The sequence below is a fragment of the Patescibacteria group bacterium genome, from assembly GCA_041659765.1.
Lineage (GTDB): Bacteria > Patescibacteriota > Patescibacteriia > UBA9934 > UBA9934 > JAGORL01.
Genome location: JBAZXR010000001.1, coordinates 554502 through 573520 on the forward strand (window position 1 = coordinate 554502; position 19019 = coordinate 573520).

The 19019-nt window shown below is 51.7% G+C and carries 17 protein-coding genes; 9 read left to right on the forward strand and 8 right to left on the reverse strand.

Annotation, left to right across the window (positions count from 1 at the left end; translation table 11 throughout):
• Positions 1 to 151 precede the first annotated feature (151 nt).
• Together WC813_03015 and WC813_03020 are read right to left on the reverse strand one after the other, a co-directional pair.
• A complete protein-coding gene (locus tag WC813_03015) occupies positions 152 to 1312 on the reverse strand; it encodes a DUF5667 domain-containing protein (protein MFA5946970.1) in 1161 nt (386 codons plus the stop codon).
• A complete protein-coding gene (locus WC813_03020; protein ID MFA5946971.1) occupies positions 1287 to 1838 on the reverse strand; it encodes a sigma-70 family RNA polymerase sigma factor in 552 nt (183 codons plus the stop codon). The genes WC813_03015 and WC813_03020 overlap by 26 nt, the downstream gene beginning before the upstream one ends.
• 146 nt (positions 1839 to 1984) lie before the next feature.
• Between WC813_03020 and WC813_03025 the strand changes: the two genes are divergently transcribed.
• The 4 genes from WC813_03025 (at position 1985) to WC813_03040 (ending at position 9056) form a co-directional block, all read left to right on the forward strand.
• The gene (locus tag WC813_03025) at positions 1985 to 2260 is read left to right on the forward strand and encodes a helix-turn-helix domain-containing protein (GenBank protein MFA5946972.1); all 276 of its coding nucleotides are present in this window, start codon (positions 1985 to 1987) and stop codon (positions 2258 to 2260) included.
• Positions 2261 to 2373: 113 nt separating this feature from the next.
• Positions 2374 to 8046: a SpvB/TcaC N-terminal domain-containing protein gene (locus WC813_03030; GenBank protein MFA5946973.1), complete on the forward strand. Its 5673-nt coding sequence runs from the start codon at positions 2374 to 2376 to the stop codon at positions 8044 to 8046.
• 9 nt (positions 8047 to 8055) lie between these two features.
• Positions 8056 to 8445: a hypothetical protein gene (locus WC813_03035; protein MFA5946974.1), complete on the forward strand. Its 390-nt coding sequence runs from the start codon at positions 8056 to 8058 to the stop codon at positions 8443 to 8445.
• 242 nt (positions 8446 to 8687) lie between these two features.
• Positions 8688 to 9056, forward strand: a complete 369-nt coding sequence (locus WC813_03040; protein ID MFA5946975.1) for a hypothetical protein — start codon at positions 8688 to 8690, stop codon at positions 9054 to 9056.
• A 35-nt stretch (positions 9057 to 9091) separates the two neighbouring features.
• Here the strand turns inward: WC813_03040 and WC813_03045 are convergent, their stop codons facing one another.
• Positions 9092 to 10252 (reverse strand): glycosyltransferase family 4 protein, encoded by a 1161-nt coding sequence (locus tag WC813_03045; GenBank protein ID MFA5946976.1) that lies wholly within the window; start codon positions 10250 to 10252, stop codon positions 9092 to 9094.
• A 163-nt stretch (positions 10253 to 10415) separates the two neighbouring features.
• On the opposite strand from WC813_03045, the gene WC813_03050 reads away from it, so the two are divergent.
• Positions 10416 to 10862 carry a DNA-directed RNA polymerase subunit alpha C-terminal domain-containing protein gene (locus tag WC813_03050; protein MFA5946977.1) on the forward strand — a complete coding sequence of 149 codons (447 nt, stop codon included), beginning with the start codon at positions 10416 to 10418 and terminating at the stop codon, positions 10860 to 10862.
• An 80-nt stretch (positions 10863 to 10942) separates the two neighbouring features.
• On the opposite strand, the gene WC813_03055 is transcribed toward WC813_03050, so the two are convergent.
• From WC813_03055 to WC813_03070, 4 genes are read right to left on the reverse strand one after another with little or no spacing between them, the layout of a single operon-like run.
• Entirely contained in the window at positions 10943 to 11767 is an 825-nt protein-coding gene (locus tag WC813_03055) for a C39 family peptidase (GenBank protein MFA5946978.1), read from the reverse strand.
• Position 11768: 1 nt separating this feature from the next.
• Positions 11769 to 13157: a TM0106 family RecB-like putative nuclease gene (locus tag WC813_03060; protein ID MFA5946979.1), complete on the reverse strand. Its 1389-nt coding sequence runs from the start codon at positions 13155 to 13157 to the stop codon at positions 11769 to 11771.
• Positions 13154 to 13825 (reverse strand): peptidylprolyl isomerase, encoded by a 672-nt coding sequence (locus tag WC813_03065; GenBank protein ID MFA5946980.1) that lies wholly within the window; start codon positions 13823 to 13825, stop codon positions 13154 to 13156. The genes WC813_03060 and WC813_03065 overlap by 4 nt, the downstream gene beginning before the upstream one ends.
• 5 nt (positions 13826 to 13830) lie before the next feature.
• Positions 13831 to 14049 (reverse strand): hypothetical protein, encoded by a 219-nt coding sequence (locus WC813_03070; GenBank protein MFA5946981.1) that lies wholly within the window; start codon positions 14047 to 14049, stop codon positions 13831 to 13833.
• Between the two features lie 93 nt (positions 14050 to 14142).
• Here WC813_03070 and WC813_03075 point away from each other — a divergent pair, with 93 nt between their 5' ends.
• On the forward strand, positions 14143 to 14532 hold the full coding sequence (locus WC813_03075) for a DUF1294 domain-containing protein (protein ID MFA5946982.1): 390 nt from the start codon (positions 14143 to 14145) through the stop codon (positions 14530 to 14532).
• On the opposite strand, the gene WC813_03080 is transcribed toward WC813_03075, so the two are convergent.
• Positions 14533 to 15570: a methionine adenosyltransferase domain-containing protein gene (locus WC813_03080; GenBank protein MFA5946983.1), complete on the reverse strand. Its 1038-nt coding sequence runs from the start codon at positions 15568 to 15570 to the stop codon at positions 14533 to 14535.
• A 115-nt stretch (positions 15571 to 15685) separates the two neighbouring features.
• Between WC813_03080 and WC813_03085 the strand changes: the two genes are divergently transcribed.
• The 3 genes from WC813_03085 (at position 15686) to WC813_03095 (ending at position 18932) form a co-directional block, all read left to right on the forward strand.
• Complete coding sequence (locus WC813_03085; GenBank protein MFA5946984.1) at positions 15686 to 16177, forward strand: hypothetical protein; 492 nt, start codon at positions 15686 to 15688, stop codon at positions 16175 to 16177.
• A gap of 151 nt (positions 16178 to 16328) precedes the next feature.
• Positions 16329 to 17174: a hypothetical protein gene (locus WC813_03090; GenBank protein ID MFA5946985.1), complete on the forward strand. Its 846-nt coding sequence runs from the start codon at positions 16329 to 16331 to the stop codon at positions 17172 to 17174.
• 210 nt (positions 17175 to 17384) lie between these two features.
• A complete protein-coding gene (locus WC813_03095; protein ID MFA5946986.1) occupies positions 17385 to 18932 on the forward strand; it encodes a DEAD/DEAH box helicase in 1548 nt (515 codons plus the stop codon).
• Positions 18933 to 19019: the final 87 nt, after the last annotated feature.

Sequence of the window (19019 nt, forward strand, 5' to 3'; positions counted from 1 at the left end):
AAACCATTTTCCCCTTTTAAGGGGTAAAGAGATAGAGGTTTGCACGGGCCTGCGGCCCCGACCTTTGAAGCGTGCTTACCCGGGATGCGTTGAACGCAGTCCCTTTCGGGAGGGCATCGTGCGATGCCCTGCCTGAAGGAAATGCCTTGCTCTATTCTGAGACGGGGACGGGGCAAGCCCCGTCCGTACAACTCGCTTCGCTCGTTGCCGCTTCGGCTTTGGCGGCTTCTTCCGCGGCCTTAGCGTCGGCTTCGGCCTTAGCTTCGGCGTCAGCCCTGGTCTGCATAATGAGGATTTCTGTTTCCGCAATGTTCGCCTCAAGTTTGAGCAGTTCTGCGTCTATCCCCTGGAGCGTAGCGAAGGCGCTTCTGTAACCACCGGCGGCGAAACCGTTCATAGCCTCCGGAATCTGTAGCTTGGTTTGCTTAATCACGTAGCTCAGTCTCTTTAGGTCATCGCCGGAAGGAATCCCCTTCACTCCGTCAAACATCTTCACTCCGAGCACCGTCTTGCTAATAGTGTCTAACCGATGCTCATCGAAGGTTTGTCTGGCCTCTATAGATCCGAGCTCCTTAGTGAACATGGCCTTCAGTTCAACGGTTGATTTCTCTGTAGCTCCTTGCTCATGGACATCTACCGCAACGGTAGTTGCGACAGTCTGCGCCTCCTTCACGGCCTGCTTTGCGTCAACGGTTTCCGTGCCGGCTGCTGAAGTTGAGTTGGTCGATGCCGTTTCTTCGATCACTGCCTTCATCGAGTCGATCTTATTCTGCACGTCAGTCACGACGGCGAGTGCCGTGGACGAACCAACACTGTCTTTCAAGTTTTTCAAATCGGCTGAGGCCTGAGAAAGTTCCGAGGCGTATTCCACCATGGCTGTCTTAGCGAGTGCCTGATGGCCCTCGTCCGTAGATCCTGATGAGCGAAGTTCTGCCGCTTCTCGCAATCTGCGCTCGGCGAACTCGGTATGGAGCACAGCGCGACGATCGAGCGACGCCAACCGAAGCTGAGCCTGTTCCGTAATACGTTTTACTGAGTAGAGGGTTTCGCCCGGCAAGCTCGACGAAGCCGCGCTCACCGTAGAAAGACTACCGGCAAAAAGAGTAACTGAAGCCACACCGATAGTTACCGGCTTAGAAATAAAAGAACTGACATACCAAGAGACGTAAGACTTGGAAGTCTGGCGAACTGGCAAGTCAGCGCTCACACGTGAAAGGAGGCGGGACTTAGCCGCGCCGTGCTCAGAAAGAGAAAGGGCCCCTGCTCGGGGATTATTTTTCAAACTCTTAAGTTGTGATAGAAGGTTCGACACAAAGTTCTTGGAGTGCTTTTTTGGCCCGGTGAAGGGTTACTCTGACATTATTCGGTGTCTGTTCAAGCGTACTCGCGATCTCGCTAATACTTAGCTCGTTCAAATACCTGAGCACTAGCACCTCACGGTATTCATCCTTGAGAAGTTTCATCTTCTCTATAAGGTCATCGCTCTCCCCTTTCTGCGTGACTTCTTCAACCAAGGAACCGCTCGCAGGAACCTGTTCTAGCACCGAGTCCTCGACCACCTCCACCGGCGTATTCTTCCTATAGAAGTCCGCGGTGATGTTTCGGGCGATCCGGAAGAGCAAAGCTCCTACGTTATCTACCGCACTCGACGTCATGTATTCCCAACCGCGGAGAAACACCTCGCTCGTGATCTCCTCGGCGTCCTCTTTGCGAGGGACCTTAAAGACCAGGAACCGACGAATGCGGTCAGCATGGATGTCATACAACTCTCCGTACGCGTCCGTGTCCTTGAACCGGTACACGCGGAAGGCGAGGAATTTTTGACGGTAAGCTGACATGTATGAAGTCGTTGTTAATCGGAAAACATTACAGTCTAGAGAAAATGTTGGCAAGATTAGCCACATGCCTCCTCTTGACCAGCTTTCTGAGTTTGTCTACACTAGTATGGACAAGTAAAAAAGTTTGTCCACGCTAGTGTAGCATTATGCAAACGCCCATTCGCCTCTCCGTTTCTGAAGCTTCGAAGCTATTCGGTGTCAGCCCGCGGACTGTTCGCCGTGCAGTCTCCGATGGAGCTGTAACCTATATAGTCGTTCAAGGGCGGTATAAAATTACATTCGAGTCCTTGCTCAAGTGGAGCCAAGAAACCACGACCGTCAAAAACAAGCTGAACAAGTCCGGTCTTGGCCAGTACGTTGGCCAGTGGAAGATCAAAAACAAACTCTACTCCCCCAACCCAAAATCGCTTGAAAATGAGTAATTAAAACCCGCCTGTCCGGCACAACTGGAAGGCGGATTTTTGTTATCCACATCAACCAACCTTTAGAGGCCGCTTTCGTGTTAGAACGAGCATAAGAATTAAATGAACGCTCTATGAGAAAGCTGCTTCGTTCGGGATTCATAGCAACACTCTGTGTGCTCGCAACTACCCTGCCGGTGCGTGCGATAGAACAAGACAGTTCGCCGTTTATCGCATCCACACCAGTTCGTGTTGCTCCAGAAGACTCTTCGGGGTCTTTTTCATATTCCTATCCCATCTCCGTTCCACCCGGACGCAATGCCATGCAGCCAAACATTTCGCTATCTTATAACAGCGGCGTCGCGGATGACGCTAGTATTACGGGCTACGGCTGGAGCCCCTCAATCCCAAAGATTGAGCGGGTCAACAAACGCGGGGTCGACAAGCTTTACAACAGACACGACTTCACTTCTTCGCTTGGCGGAGAGCTGGTCGACGTATTGTTGTCCGATGGTTCGCACGGAACCTATGCGGTCAAAGTCGAAAATGGAAATTTCCTTACCTACGTTTACAACACGAACGAAACCTGGACGGTGACGGACATGCTTGGCACGCAATACACCTTCGGCGGGAGCAGCAACTCGCGGGTCATTGACCCTGCCAACAGTTCTCACGTCTTCTCTTGGTACCTCACAGAAACTCGTGACACGAATGACAACGTCGTCACCTACTCATATTCCAGTACCAATAACCAGGTTTATCCGAGCAACATTAACTATACTGGACACGCCAACACTGCCGGTATTTTTGACATCGCCTTTACTCTGGAAGCAAGCTCGACCACAAACGAATCATTCGCCACGGGATTCTCTGTAAAAACCGGCCAGCGAATTTCCGCGATTACCGTAAAAGTGAATAATACAAATGTTCGTATCTACGACATTAACTATACGGTCGGAGACAACACCACCCGACCGCTTCTTTCAAGTATCACAGAGACCGGGATAGACGAGGCTAGCAACAGCATCACTAAACCCGCTACCACGTTTACATATTCCGCAAGCCACCGGACCTGGACGGAAGATACGACTGCCTCTATTCCTATTGCCATAGCGGCAGGAGGCGCGTCTAGCATCGGCACGTTTGTCTTTGATGTAAATGGAGATTCGCTGCCAGACATCGTAAAATCATTAATAATTGACAACGGCGGCACGCCCATCATTGAACGTGGAGTATATCTGAACGATGGAAATAACAACTGGGTAGAAGATGCAGGCTACACCATTCCAGTCTATTTCGCTGGTAATGGCTATGACCAAGGCGTGCGCATCGCCGATTTTAACGGTGACGGCTATCAGGACATTTTGAAAGCGCGGAGAGATCAGAACACCGGTGTTTTATACAGCGAAGTCTATATCAACGATGGCGATGGAACTGGGTGGACCCAAGATACTACAGTTGTCATTCCTACAGCCTTTGATAACTCAACAAGGATTTTTGATGTGAACGGAGATGGTCTTCCTGATATTGTCTATGGACGAATGAATCAATGGACAGCTGCGATCGAGAGCGAGTTCTACATCAACAATGGCGACGGAACTGGCTGGACCCTGGATGGAAATTATGTACTGCCGATAAACATTTCCACTGAAAAGGGAAAAGATGCGGCGTTCCGAACGGCCGACGTCAACGGCGATGGGTTAACAGACCTCCTGCAAGCCGTATCAACAACCAACGAGGTCTATATCAATAAGGGGAACGGAACTGGGTGGATCAAAAACACCAGCTACGTCATTCCCGCAACCTTCCTCGCGACAGGAAAAGATACCGGCACGCGGCTTCTTGATATTAACGGAGATGGTCTCACGGACGTCTTCCACTCTCGTCTTGACTCAACAGGAAACCCTGAAAGCAACCTCTACATCAACCGGGGAGGAGAGGAGGGATGGGTTGAAGATACAAACTTTCAAGGAGCGCCGGTCGCCATGACTACCAGCGCTGGCGCTGACCGTGGCGTCCGAGAAGATAATTTCTCTGGATCGATGTTGACGGACTTCATGCACTCCGTTAGAACCGGAACGCCCGAGGTTCTCTATACCTACCTGTTCGTCCAAGACGGAGGCAGGGGCGATCTTCTAACTAGCGTCTCATCAACAAGCGGAGCGACGACAGATGTAGCCTACACCTCTTCCACCGTTCCCAACCCCTCACTTCCTTTCTCTCTTCAAGTTGTCGATACCATCACGACGGATGACGGATTCGGGAATGTTTCAACGCAATCTTATACATACGAAAATGGTTCATTTTACTACAACAATGAATACGACAGAAAGTTCGCTGGGTTCGGAAAAGTAACGACAACGGACGGGCTTGGAAATGTGACGATTAGCTATTACCATCAGGGAAATACTTCGGACTCCGCTCATGGCGAAGCAACGGATGACGTCAGCAAGCTCCTACATCGCTATCGCGAAGAACAATACGACAGTAATGGAAACCTCTATCGCACGACAATTGACACGTGGGTTAATACTGACATCGGAAATGGCAGAGACTTTGTCTACAAAACGCAGACACTGGTCATGGACTACGATGGTGATGCCGATCACCGGGATACTGCCGTTCGGTATACATACAATACGAACAACGGAAACCTCGTTGAGAAAATCGAGTATGGTCTTGGCACTGGAAACGATAACGGATCCTTTACGGATTCTGGCACGGATGATCGGACGACTGCCTACGCCTACGCGCAGTGGACGAGCGGTGAATCCGGCTACCTGGCCTCCGAAACGCTCACGGATCATGTCATTGACACCATTCGCCGAACTACCAGGTTCTATGACGGGAACACGACTAACGCCGTAAGCATTGGCAACGTTACGCGAGAGGTGAAAAAGATTTCGGCTACTGAAAATGCGGAAACAAACTTCGCCTATGACGCGTATGGTTTCCGTACGGCAGTGATTGATGCAAATGGCAATACTACAACCATTACTCCCGACGCAGTGGAACTCTATCCGGCGAGCGTCACAAACGATCTCAGTCAAGTCACTGAGTACGTCTATGATTACTCGTCAGGCAAGGTTATAGAGACCACGGATGCGAACGGCTTCATCAGCCAGACGGTGCTGGACGGATTCGATCGTCCTATCACAGAAAAGAAACCAAATCCGTCATCGCCGGCGTCACTCTTGAACGTTCGCACGTTCTCATATGACGACGTAAGTTTCCCTTCTTCGATCCATGAATCAGACCTGTTCGACGGTTTAATACAGAAAGAAACCTACACGTATTTTGACGGTTTCAGCCGGCCAGTGCAGACCCGCGAAGAAGCGGCCAGCAGCTACAGCGTGATCGACACCGCGTATGACGAACGTGGAGATGTGAAGAAGGCCTCCCTTCCCTATTCTTCTGCCGGCTCAGGCCACACGAGCCCAACCACTACCGTCGCGCTCTACGAGACTTACGCCCGTGACGCACTACATCGTCTCACCAGCAAAACAAATGCTGCAGGAAGCACCGTCACGAGTTACGACGAAGGTATTTCAACAGAAACAGACGCGGAAAATAACACCAAGAAATATCACTGGGATGGTTTCGGTCGGCTCGAGAGTGTCATTGAAGTCATCGATGCGACCGAGCTCGAAACGTCTTACGAGTACGATGCTGCCGGAAATCTTACCGGACTAACAGACGCGGAAAATAACATTCGCACGTTTGCATACAACGGCCTTGGCAACCGGACTGCGATGACTGATCTCCACGCAAGCGGCGATATTTATTTTGGCGAATGGAGCTACGGTTTCGATCCCCTGGGCAACATGATTCAAGCCGTGAGCCCGAACGGTGTCACCACTACCTACGCGTACGACGAGCTCAATCGCCTTAAAACAGAAAACGCCTCCGGCACTAGCGGCACAGACCTCACGTACACCTATGATTCCTGCACGAACGGTGTTGGCAAGCGTTGCTCCGCTGCGGTTCTGGGAGGCGCAACCACCGCCTACACGTATGACGCGTTGGGACGCACGGCGACTGAAGTAAAAACCATCAGCGGCATTGGCTACACCACCGCCTACGCGTACGATCGCCAGAACAACGTGTCGACCGTCACCTACCCAGACACCAGCACGGCAACCTACGCGCTCAATAGCGCCGGGCAGATTACTTCTGCAGCGTTCGATGACGTTCACGGAGCTCCCGTCACCGAAGTCAGCAGCATTACCTACGGTCCGCACGGCAAAGTGACGGCAGCTACTTACGGCAACGGAGTTACTTCCACCTGGAGCTATGATGCAGCAGAGCTCTATCGCCTCCAGAACAAGACCACCACGTCAGGCACGAATGGCATCGAAAACTTCATCTACGGTTATGATAACGTAGGCAATCTTGCAACACTCGCAGACGCTTCATCGCTCTACGGCAGCCTGGCCATCACCTACGGCTACGATGACCTCTACCGCCTCACGGGTGCCGACTCCGTCAGCGCAGACAGTGCGCTCGACTACACAAAAACCTGGTCCTACACGGACATTGGCAACATTGTCTCTTCCTCAGACAAGGGTTCTTATACGTACGGCGGCACAGCCTCCGGCAACTACGCCAACCCTCACGCCCCTACTCACATTGGCAGCAGCACCACGCTGACGTACGACTACAATGGCAACATGACCGGTGACGGGACGTGGACAAATACTTGGGATCATCGGAATCAGCTTCTCACTTCAGTAGACGGAACAACGACGGTCACTTATCAGTACGACGACGCTGGTAACCGTGTGGTCCAGGATGGCTCGGGTGCGACCAGAATCTATCCGAATTCGTATTACTCCGTAGACGGATCCAACGTCGATCGCAACATTCTCGTCGGCGCCCTCGGCTCCGTAGCCACCTCAAACTGGAATGGTACAGTCGACAGCATCACCTACCATCACACTGACCACCTCGGTGGAACCCATATTGAAACCAACGAAAACGGGGCTACGGTTGAGTACATCATCTATTCTCCATTCGGTGGAACGCTCGTTGACGTAAAAACCGGAGCGTATGAGAACAAAAACAAATACACAGGAAAAGAAAAGGATATAGATACAGGTTGGTATTATTACGGTGCACGTTATTACAATGCGGAGAATGGAGTATTCTTGAGTGAGGACCCGGTGTTCTTGAACATGGGAACTTCGAATCATGAGTCCGAACAGAAACGTGTACTTACAGATCCTCAGCTTGGCAACAGTTACGCATACGCACGTGAGAATCCAATCACATATGTGGACCCCAACGGAGAGTTCATCCCTGTACTGGTGGCCGGACTTCTAGCAATGGCTCCTGAGATCGCTACAACGAGTGCGATCATAGCGAGTGGCGTTGGAGTTGCGGTCTTGGGCAACGCCCTAGACGTCGCCAGAAATCCGAATTCAAGCATGGTCGAGAGGCTGATGGCTGGAGCAGACGTAGCGGGCATAATTACCCCGTTTGGTGCGACCGAAAGACTCGGCACCCAAGGCTTCAGATCATTCACCGCATTCAAACGATTTGCCGGAGCGGCGGGCGAAGGACGGCAATGGCACCATATCGTCGAACAAAGTGCATCTAATATTGAACGATTTGGAGGGCAGGCAATCCACAGTACAGACAACCTCATCAGTCTTCCAAAAGAAATCCATCAACAAGTCAGTGGATATTATTCTTCAAAAATTCCTGAACTAACCGGAAATCAAACGGTTCGAGAGTGGCTCAGGCCACAATCCTTCGAAAAACAGGTAGAATTCGGCAAACGGATGCTCGATAAATTCACCAAGTAATACATGAATATGAGTAATCAACTATCTCCATCAAACAAAAAAACGCTTCTCTTGAGCCTCAATACACTCATTCGAAAGAACGGTGCGGAATCACTAAATAGGATCGCTAATAATGAATACGAGAAGCTATTCTTTTATCCTCCAAATGAAAAGCTAACGGGAACAGAATCAGAAATGTTAATAGCCCTCCAGAAGAATCCGGCCATCTATCCTGTACTTCAAAAAATTATCACAAACGAATCTGCACGGGTAATTTTTGAACTACTCAATTGGGTGGATGGAACCGGCGATCCAGATGGACCATGGAGCGGAGTAGCTCTCGTCGATAGAACGAGTGATGAAGACACGGAGATGCTGCATGATGCATTCTTGGAGGCTTACTGGGAGACACAATCCTGATCCACCAAACACAAAACCACCCTCATGATCTCTACCTCCTCACAAATGCCGACTCCGTCAGCGCAGACAGTGCGCTCGACTACACAAAAACCTGGTCCTACACGGGCATTGGCAACATTGCCTCTTCCTCAGATAAGGGTTCTTATACGTACGGCGGCACAGCCTCCGGCAACTACGCCAACCCTCACGCCCCTACTCACATTGGCAGCAGCACCACGCTGACGTACGACTACAATGGCAACATGACCGGTGACGGGACGTGGACAAATACTTGGGATCATCGGAATCAGCTTCTCACTTCAGTAGACGGAACAACGACGGTCACTTATCAGTACGACGATGCCGGTAGTCGTGTTCTTCGGGACGGCTCGGGTGCAGCGAGAATCTATCCGAACTCTTATTACTCGGTAGACGGCACGAATGTTGATCGCAACATCCTCGTCGGCGCTCTCGGATCCGTCGCAACATCGACTTGGAACGCTTCTACTGCCACGACCATCTACCATCACACGGACCACTTTGGTGGAACACACGTCGAAACGGATGAGAACGGTGATGCAATCGAATACAACATCTACTCCCCCAACCCAAAATCGCTTGAAAATGAGTAAACAGAAAACCGTCGAGCTGAGCTCGACGGTTTTCGTTATCGGGTTGCGAGAACGGGCTTTGCTTGGCTCGCGTGCTCTTCGTAGACATGAAGCGTCTTCTTCGAAATCGCGTCCCAGTTGAACGTGTCCTCTACATAATGACGAGCCACGTGTCCCATGGAGGCGGCCTTCATAGGGTCCTCTGTTAGCTCGATAATCTTCTCGGCGAGTTCGTTAATATTTCCCGGCTTGAATGGAATACCGTGGTCACCAATTGCCTCCATGTTCTCCGGAATACTCGCGGCAATCACAGCCTTGCCGTAGCTCATCGCTTCAAGAATGGCGATCGAGAGGCCTTCGCTGATGGAAGGGTGCACGATGAACCGGGAGCCCATGAAGATGGACTCAAGCGTTTCTCCGCGCTGGTAACCGGTGAAGATAATTGAATCATCGCCCTTTGCCATCTCCTTCAGTTCTCGAACATACGCGTCCGTAAAAGCTGAGTCTCCCACGATTGCGAGCTTCAAATCTTTGAAAAGCTCTGGTCGGAGTTCGCGGGCCTTCTTCCAGCCAGAAATAAGCGTGTGCTGGCCCTTGTGGCGGACAAGTCGCGACACCATGGCGATGTACCCAAATGGCTCAAGCTTAAATGGCTTGAGTAAAATTGGGTCAGCGGAGGCTCGACGTGGCGAAATACCGTTAGGGATATACGTGGCAGTGACGCCGTATTCTTTCTTCACGTAGTCGCGAAGAACTTTCGATACTGTGATCGTTTCGTGCGGAAAAGTAATGGCGCAGTATTCACCCAAATGCAACATCAAACGCGCCAACGGATTCCATTTATCATGGAAGCGGTCAATGGCGTGGAATGTAACCACCACGCGGGCGCGAGGGGCTAGGACGCGAGGAATCCACGAGAGCAGGGACTGCCCGACTCCGTGAAAATGGTAGACGTCCGGACGTACAAAGAAACAGGCGTGCATGGTTGAAAGAAAAGTATGCGAAATTGCGTCCAGCATCTTCGTCTTAATGCTCGGCAAGCGAACAACCCGGATACCGTTAAACATTTTTGTACCGCGCGGCGTATACCAAAAACGCGCGTAAGCAATTACGGTGTTGTCGAGTCTCACCAAGCGGGTAGCCAACTCCGTGACATGCGTTTCCACGCCGCCGAAAATATTTGGCACTCCCTTTTGTCCAATCATGGCAATTTTCATAACCGCCAATCTTAGCAGAAAAATGGCTTTCTGTCAACCCAAAACTCGCCTTTTTTCGCTAGGTTCAGCGGTAAGTATAGCCTACTTTTGGTTGACTTTTCGCTCAAAAAATGGTACTGTGTGTAGTCGACCTCGCGTTGAGGTTGCACATTAAGGAGACGTCATGAAAGTGCTCACCTGTGACAAAGTTCTTGGTTGGCCGACGCGAGCAAACAACCTGTACCTCGCGCTCCAGTACACAATCGAGATCCTACAGCTCTCGATCACCGCGTCGAAACGCGCAAAAAAGGCGAACATCGAGTTCGTCTGGCAGCTGATCGAGAAGTCCGAGGTCGAGTACCTGAATGAAGAGATTTTTACCAAGAAAGACCTGTCGGAAATAAAAGAGAGTCTGGGCAAGGATGGGCCGAAACTGGGCGTGCAGCTCTCCTGGGAGCTCAAGATCGCGCTCGGGATCCCAACCAATGGCACGGAACCACGCGAACGCGCAATTCCGAGCGAAGCCCTGCCCACGGTCAAAGAGCTGAACGAACGGATCAACCGTCTCATCTGGCTCCGCGACAACTACGACGCCGTGAAAGCGGGGCTGAAGGCCTTCGACAGTCCGTGACGCTCAAGCATACGACAACAAAACACCCCACCCTCTCACCGGCACGAGCCGGAACGTTGAGAGAACGGGGTGTTGTTTTTTTATTTTGGCTCAATGACGACTACTCGAGTAGCACCGTTGGCTGGGTCGCCGTTGTTCCAGTCACCGATGGCGGACATGAAGATGCCTTCGTTATAGGAGTAGTTTTCGCCGTGGCGGGTGCCGGGATCGTTCGTGATAAATTTTCCGTCTTTGGTGTAGCCGCGGATAACTAGCATGTGATAGAGCGGGCCCTCGCCTGTAAAGAACGGATTGCCGAGCTCTCGACCGGCGGCGGGAACAATGATGGGATAGCCTTTGCGCAAAAGTTCCTTGAGTTCTTCCGCGGTCGGATCCTCAACTACACGCGCCGAAAAATCAGAATATTTTTGAATAGTGTCGACCGTCTGTTCGGCCGTCATACTTAGACCGTAACTCAAAGATTCTTCGAGCGTGGTCATCTTCAAATATTGGTCATCAGCAAATTGTGGGTCAACTGTTTTGGCTCCGCGGTAAAACTCGAGTGTCATCAAGATTGAAGCCTCCTCACAGGTTTCTTCATGATACGGATCCCAAATCATAAAGGGCGCCTGGGAGGCGAACGGGACCGCGAGATTGAATTCGATGGGAGACGCGGGAACATCGGCAGGCGGGGTTTCTAACCCCGCATCTGGTGTTCCCGTCGGGAGCGGCGCCGAAGGTGCGACAGGCTCCACAACTGGCGTCTCAACAATTTGGTCATGCGCCACGGAAGGAACGGTGGCCGTGGGGACATCGGGCTGAGATAGATAGGATTTTACTTTTAATCCTCCAGCGATCACGACGATGATCAAAATCGGCCAAAAAGATTTCCACGTCAGTGATCGCTTTGCTTTGTATGGTTGCATACTATTTCAAGTTCTTCTCGGCCCATTCTTTCAAGAGGAGCGTAGCACGAACGTCATCTTCGTTGTACTCGATGATATCTTTAAGCGCAGCTTCATCACCCTTGGTCAGCCATTCGTTAAACCAGAGCACCGAGTTCAAGCCGGACGCGTCCTGGTGCCGCCACTTAAAGCCGAGGAACTGTGCAATGTCTTTTAGCGAATAGAACGAGAGCGGAAAGACGACCGCTTCGCGCAAACGAATCAGAAGATCAACGCCCTGTTCTTCGAGCATCTGCAGCGTGTCGATGGGTGTTCCGTATTTCTCGCCGAGATCCTTGAATGTTGCCTGCTCGCTCCAACCGTAATGATAAATCGGCACGCCAGGATAATTTTTCATGAACGCCACAAAATCTTCCCACGCCCTGCGCTCGTCCTTTGGATCTTTGGCTAGGAACGAATGGTACACGTCGATGCCATCGCCCTTCTCAAGCACGCCGAAGAGATAATGCACGTCGCGGAGTGGATCAGACTCGACGTCAACAATCAACGCGAGATCGCTCTTGGGAAGATCCACGGAACCGACCTTGAGAAATCTATTTTCGAGCAGTGCCCGAGCCTGCAGATGCAAAAAAGTTAGACGTTCGCGCGTGATGCCTGTCACCCTTCCCGCAATGAGATCCAGATGAAGACGTGCGAAGTCTGTAACGGTCTTAAATCCCGCAGCTTCCAGCTCTTTCACCTCGCTCCGCCAGATTCTATTCAGACGCGACAAGGAATCACACTCGATAGCTTCTACTTTGCACGCGGAAAACCACGGCGACTGTTTGCAGTCGCTCGTCAAAAAATGCGGCTCCTCCTCCCCGTCCATAATTCTCTCAATCGAGTCGAGCGTCAGACGGTATTTCACCGCGGTCTCTTCGAGCAAGTAGCTCTCGACCTCTTTGTTGGGATGCATGATGTAACCCTGTAGTGGCCGAGTGCTCTGAATTAGGTTCAATAACTCTGCGTAGAAACACCCTTGAAGTCTATATTCATCTTTTAGTCGGCTAGACCGTTTAATGTCACAGGCTACGTAGTAATAGTCGCCAAGTTTTGACCGTCCCTCAACTCGCTCGAGAAGATCTGGTTCGGCAACAAATCGACCATGAACCAAGACTCCTCCGTAAATAGTCGGCGTGCCCTTCCTCATCTCTTCGAGAGTTTTTTCGAAGGCCTCCCCAACCTCCCCAACCCTCTCGACCTCCACCACCTTCTTCCCTTTTAGCATCTCCTTTTCATGCGATGGCAAAAGACCGTCCTGTTGGAGGCGGTCTTTTAGCTGATTCTCTGCCCTCGCCTCTTTAGCGTCATGAGAAATCCACGAGGGGCATTTGAGATACTGATAGAAATGTTTTTGAGTTATTCGTTTCATTTTACGTCTTCGACCGTCACTTTTACTATCTTCTGCTCAGCGAGCGGACGGTCGCCGCCATCAACCGTTGTTCCTGCAATCGCATCAACGAACTCCAAGCCGGAAGTCACTTTGCCAAAAATGGAATAAAGATGAGGGAGCGGAACGTCCTGGTGCATGATAAAGAACTGGCTGCCGTTTGTATTCGGACCAGAGTTAGCCATGGCCACCGTGCCGCGCTCGTATGTATGGGTATCATTAAGTTCGTCTTCAAACTTATATCCCGGGCCGCCCATACCGGTACCGGTAGGATCTCCGCCCTGGATCATGAAGCCCTTAATAACACGGTGAAAAATTAGTCCGTCATAGTAACCCTTGCTCGCCAGCGAGACAAAGTTGGAAACTGTCAGCGGAGCAGTGTCTGGATAGAGCTGGATGACAATATCGCCCTTCGCAGTCGTTAAACGAATCTGCTTGTTTTCGATCTCGCTAGGGGTTAGTTTGCCTGGAAACGTGTTGGCCATAGGAGCAGTTGTTTTTGAAGATGAAAAATCCGACGATGGTTTTACCACAGCGTCGGAAGATTCGGAAGGGGTCGGTAACGTAACCGAACCCTGCACACAACCCGCGCCGAGAAAAAGCGGGGTTAATAACCCCGCCATCACGAAAGCAACAGGAGCAATGCGCATAGAATTTACTGTTGGTAAGTGAGTTGGGTCTTCAGCTGAGCTACCTCTGCGTGGGAGAGGTTCAGCGCGTAAACCGTAGTGAACAACACGGCTGACAACGAGAACACTAACACCAGCATGAGCGCCGTCAAATCCATACTGCCAACCGGCAAAAGGTGGCAGCTACGGCACACAGTTCCTGAGTGCGGCATGTTTGATGCCGTAGACATTACTTTCGTCTTCATAGATTTTGCACGTGGCTTTTTTGCAGTTTGAATTGGCGTGGACATATCCTCCGACATAGAAGTATTCTTATGACTACCGCCCAAGTATAACATATGCGCCCACGCGACATCAGATTAAAATCCCCACACACCCGCGCGCTTGTTCCCTGGCTATTTTTCTCGTTCGCCTCGGCTTTATTAATTGGAAACTACTTTCATTTTTCGTGGTTGCTTGCACTTTTTATCGGTCTCAACATCGGCGCCTTCCTGTTGTACGGTCTCGACAAAATGATTGCCGGCACCGGAAGCCAACGCATCCCCGAGCGTATTCTTTGGCTCTCAGCATTTCTTGGCGGATCGATCGGCGCCGTTACTGGCATGTATTTATTTCGCCATAAAACAAAGAAGACGAGTTTTCAGCTCGTCCTCGCCATCCTTGTCCTTGTCCAAATTGCGCTAGTAGTTCTGTATCTCAAATATCACACGTCCATTCTTACCCAGTAACTATTCCTCCCATGGCACCCCCTCTCGGCCGAACATGCCGTATGTGGCACATGACGTATAAAAAGGGCGGCGCAAGTTAAAGCGTTCGACAATTGCTTCTGGACGAAAGTCGAAGCGGTCTTTGACGACCTGGGAAAGGTCTGTTCCGTCACCCGCACGAGCCGACAATAAAACTGGGTCAGCGAGACCCACGGCGTAAACGGCGTGAACGAGGACGTTGCTCGCTAAACCTTCTTTGACTAGCTCGCGCGCGGCGTAACGGGACATGTAGGTGCCGGCGCGGGCGGGCTTGAGCGGATCTTTGCCGGCGAGCGCAACTCCCCCGTGCGGAAGAAGTCCACCATATGCGTCAGCGAGAATTTTTCTGCCAGATACGCCGGCGTTCAATGCAAAACCACCGTTCGTAAACGGACCGCTCGGGTTAATAAATAATTTTACTCCTTCGACGTTTCCAAGAACCGGAGCGACAGCATGCTCGAGCAACAGCGACTGCACCTGCGACACATCCATGTTCGCGTCGTGCTCGGCGATCACGGTTACATGCTCGACGCTCTTGCCGTCCATGACTAACTGAATCTTCCCGTCGGGCTTGAGCCAAGAAAATCGAGGATCGGTTTGTCTGAGGTCGTCGATGCGTCGCGCGAGTGCGTGAACAAGAACAACAGGCAACGGCAAAAGTTCGCGCGTTTCTTTTGTTGCGTATCCGTAAATGATCGCCGTCCCCTGTGCTCCCCCGCCACGCTGACGTGGGACATCGCCGACGCCGTTCACCGACGGCTTTTCAATGTTCACAAAAAATTCGAGCGAGTCTGTATAGCCAATCCCGCCGTACGCTTTGCGCGCAACTTCCGCCACATCGAAATCGGCTTTCGAATCTGCCACGCCGCCCATCATCACCATACCGTTACTGCCGAGCGCCTGAATGTCGAGCTTGCTCAAGGGATCACGACGCAAATACTCGTCCACAATAGACTCAACCAAAATATCGCAGATTTTATCCGGATGTCCGGACAGTGGCGCTTCGACTGCTTTGAACATAAGTGACCTGAGTTTAAAGAGTAAAGCGTAAAGAGTAAAGAACGGAAGTGAACATTGACTTCCTACCCGTCTTCTGACATGATTATTCGTTACTCGTTCCCTCAAAACTCGCCCTTTGGAGACGCTCGTGGACACCGCAGTCACCATCAAAATTTACGACAAAACCATCGATCTCCCAGATATCAAGCTATCCGACATACCACTCGAGAAACTTGTCGCGCTCCTCGAGCAGACATCGCACGTGACGTTCACCGTGCGTTCGACACCGAAAGCCGTGAAGATCGTACAAGAGCTCGCCCACCTGAACGGAATGTCTAACCTGTCTCACAAGCAGCTCCTAACTCTCGCATCGCCGATCGAGCAACTATCGCTCGACACTCGTTGCAAGACCAGCCTCATCATCGACGCGGAACCGCCCCATCTGCTCCAGCTAGAGTTCATCTGGGAACTGTGCGAAAAGACGGAATCGGAAGTCAGGCGGATCAAACGTATCGGCGCGAAATCCCTCACCCGCATCGTGGAATCCCTGGCAAAACAGAATCTTACGCTGGGCATGAAAGATGAGATCGGCAAGATCAGGCATCTCCTCCCGAAGCGCGAACCGTGATTTAACCACCGCAACCCGCCCCGCACCTCTCGCCAGCTCGAAGCTGGAACGATTGAGAGCGCGGGGTGTTTATTTTTGTTGACTTTTTAGCTGACATTTGCTACAATTATCCGTTACTCGTTCTGTTATAACCCTTTGTTTTGGAGGATACATGCCTGAAATTACGAAAGAACAGCTGGACCTCATCCGCACACGCTGTAGCTGGCTCCTGACCGCGGTTCGTCAAGGGCAAGTGTCGCCTGAGCTGGCACTCAAGGGACTGGAAGAGCTCATTGGCGCGGAGGCCCTCAAGGCCCGCCAAACGCTCCCGAAAAATCCCTACAGAATCTCCGTGAAGGCGGCCATCACGCAGCTACGCAGAATGAACAAGACGCTCAACCTCGGCTTCTCTGAAGATGAGGTCATTGAGCTCGAAGACACCGCGCCGGCCTGGCCCGATGGAAAGTACATGTTTCGCGTGATGCGCCCGCGTCTGGACACTGGCGACAACAAAGTCCTCGACACGTTCAACATGCACCTCGCGTGCATCGACAACGTGCGCGGACTGTCCGGAGTGTGGAAGAAAAAAGACCTCCGTCGGACGGACTTCAAGCTCTCCTTGGCCGGCGGGGACGCTACGCATACGCGCGGGCTCAGCTGGGCCATCATCAATGCGCATGGACGGCTGCGACTCACTGCGGAAAACAAGATTCCGCCGGAAGCTGCGGCCGACGAAGCCTTGGCGCTCGCCTGGCAATTCCCGAAATACATGACCGAAAACGCCGGACTCCGGCACTGGCTCATGGGCTACCAGATGAGTCAGAGACCCTTCGAAGAAAGCGATCTGGCCGCTAGGGAGCCTGGCAACGAAGAACAACAGCACTTCCTCGCCGTGAGCGTCGGAAAAGTAGGACAGCAAATCCGTCTCAACAACGAATGGACCTACCCTGGCAAACGCGAACAGTACAAGGCACTGAGGTCAGAGGCCGGCCAATGCTTCCCCGTCATTGCCGGTTAGATCACCCAACACGCCCCGCCTTTCTCACCAGCCACTGCTGGAACCATGAGAGTGCGGGGTGTTTATTTTTGGGCTAAAGTTTGACTATTTACTGGGTATAGTGTATACTTCCGCCTTAGATATTTGTGCCATTTCAGGCACCTCGAACTCCGGTTTTTTGCAGATTTTGCAGCGAAATCATAGGGGTCCGGGTATCAATCTAATACCCTTATGGTTAATGCCACCGAGGCGCAAAGCGTAAGCTTTGACGATCTCCCTTTGGCTCCGCAGATGAAAGAAATCTTGCGTAGCTACAAGTTTGTAACGCCTACTCCTATTCAAATCAAAGCCATCCCAGTCGCCATGACTGGTGGTGATGTTATTGGCATTGCGCAAACTGGTACCGGTAAGACTCTGGCTTTCGGCTTACCGATGATTGAACGACTCGCCCGCCACAAGGGCCGTGGTCTAGTTATTTTGCCGACCCGTGAACTCGCCCTCCAAGTTGAGGAAGAGTTAAACAAACTTGGCAGCAAGCTTGGCATGAAAACTGTGGTCCTGATTGGCGGCGCCAACATGGGCAAACAAATTCGTGATCTTAAAGCTAAGCCCCACGTTATTGTTTGCACTCCAGGTCGTCTAATTGACCACATGGAGCAAAAGACACTCAGTCTAGCTGACGTGAAAATTTTAGTACTCGACGAAGCTGACCGCATGCTTGATATGGGTTTTGCTCCGCAGTTGGCGCGCATCATGACGGCCGTTCCTAAGGATCGCCAAACGCTTTTGTTCTCCGCCACCATGCCGCAAGACATTGTGACTATTGCGAACAAGCATATGAAGACACCGGTGCGCATTGAAGTTGCCCAACAGGGCACAGCTTCTGAGCGCGTGTCTCAGGAGCTCATCATTGTTCACAAAGCTGAAAAGTTGTCGCTCTTAAAAACTATCTTGAGCGAATACAAGGGAACCATCTTGGTCTTCTCTCGTACTAAGCACGGCGCCAAGAAAATTTGTGCTGCTGTGAAAGTTATGGGCCACACGTCGGCTGAACTGCACGCGAATAAATCCTTGAGCCAACGCCGCGAAGCACTTGAAGGCTTCAAGATTGGCCGCTATCGCGTCTTGATCGCTACGGATATTGCTGCTCGTGGAATTGACGTTAAGGGCATTGAGCTCGTCATTAACTATGACTTGCCAGATGCTTCTGAAGACTACGTCCACCGCATTGGCCGCACCGGCCGTGCTGGTAAAGAAGGCAAGGCAATTTCTTTTGCTACACCTGATCAAACTACGGATGTTCGCTCTATTGAACGCTTGATCCGCATGAAGTTGCCAGTCAGCAAGCGCACAGGCCTGACGCGCATTGAATTCCCAGCGGGATCTGATGACCGTTACCCATCCCACGGTGCGCGCCCATTCTCTGGACCACGCGCCGGCTCTGGCTCTTCAGCCATCAAGCCTTACAGCAAGTACCGCGCTCAGGGTTCTTCTTCCTCACGCCCAGCTGCTCGCACACCATACGTAGGCAAGTCTTACCCGGTGCCAGCGCCAAGTGCGTTTGGTGCCCCTAAAGTAGCGAGCACGAGCGAATACTCGACACCAGCTCCTCGCCCCGCAACAAGCTCTCGCCCTCCCTTCAAAAAGGACGGCTTCAAGGGTCGCAGCGGTGCTAAGGGCAAGGCTCGCGGTTTCCGCAAGTACGAACCAGCCGAACGTTTTGACAAAGACGATTCCGCACCCGCGACCGGTCAGTACTCGTTCAAAACAACGATCTAATGAAAAGCGCCTCGCAAGAGGCGCTTTTCTATTTCATTGACATTTTGCTCTCTTTCCGCTAGAATAATCAGTCGACCTTCATCCCGT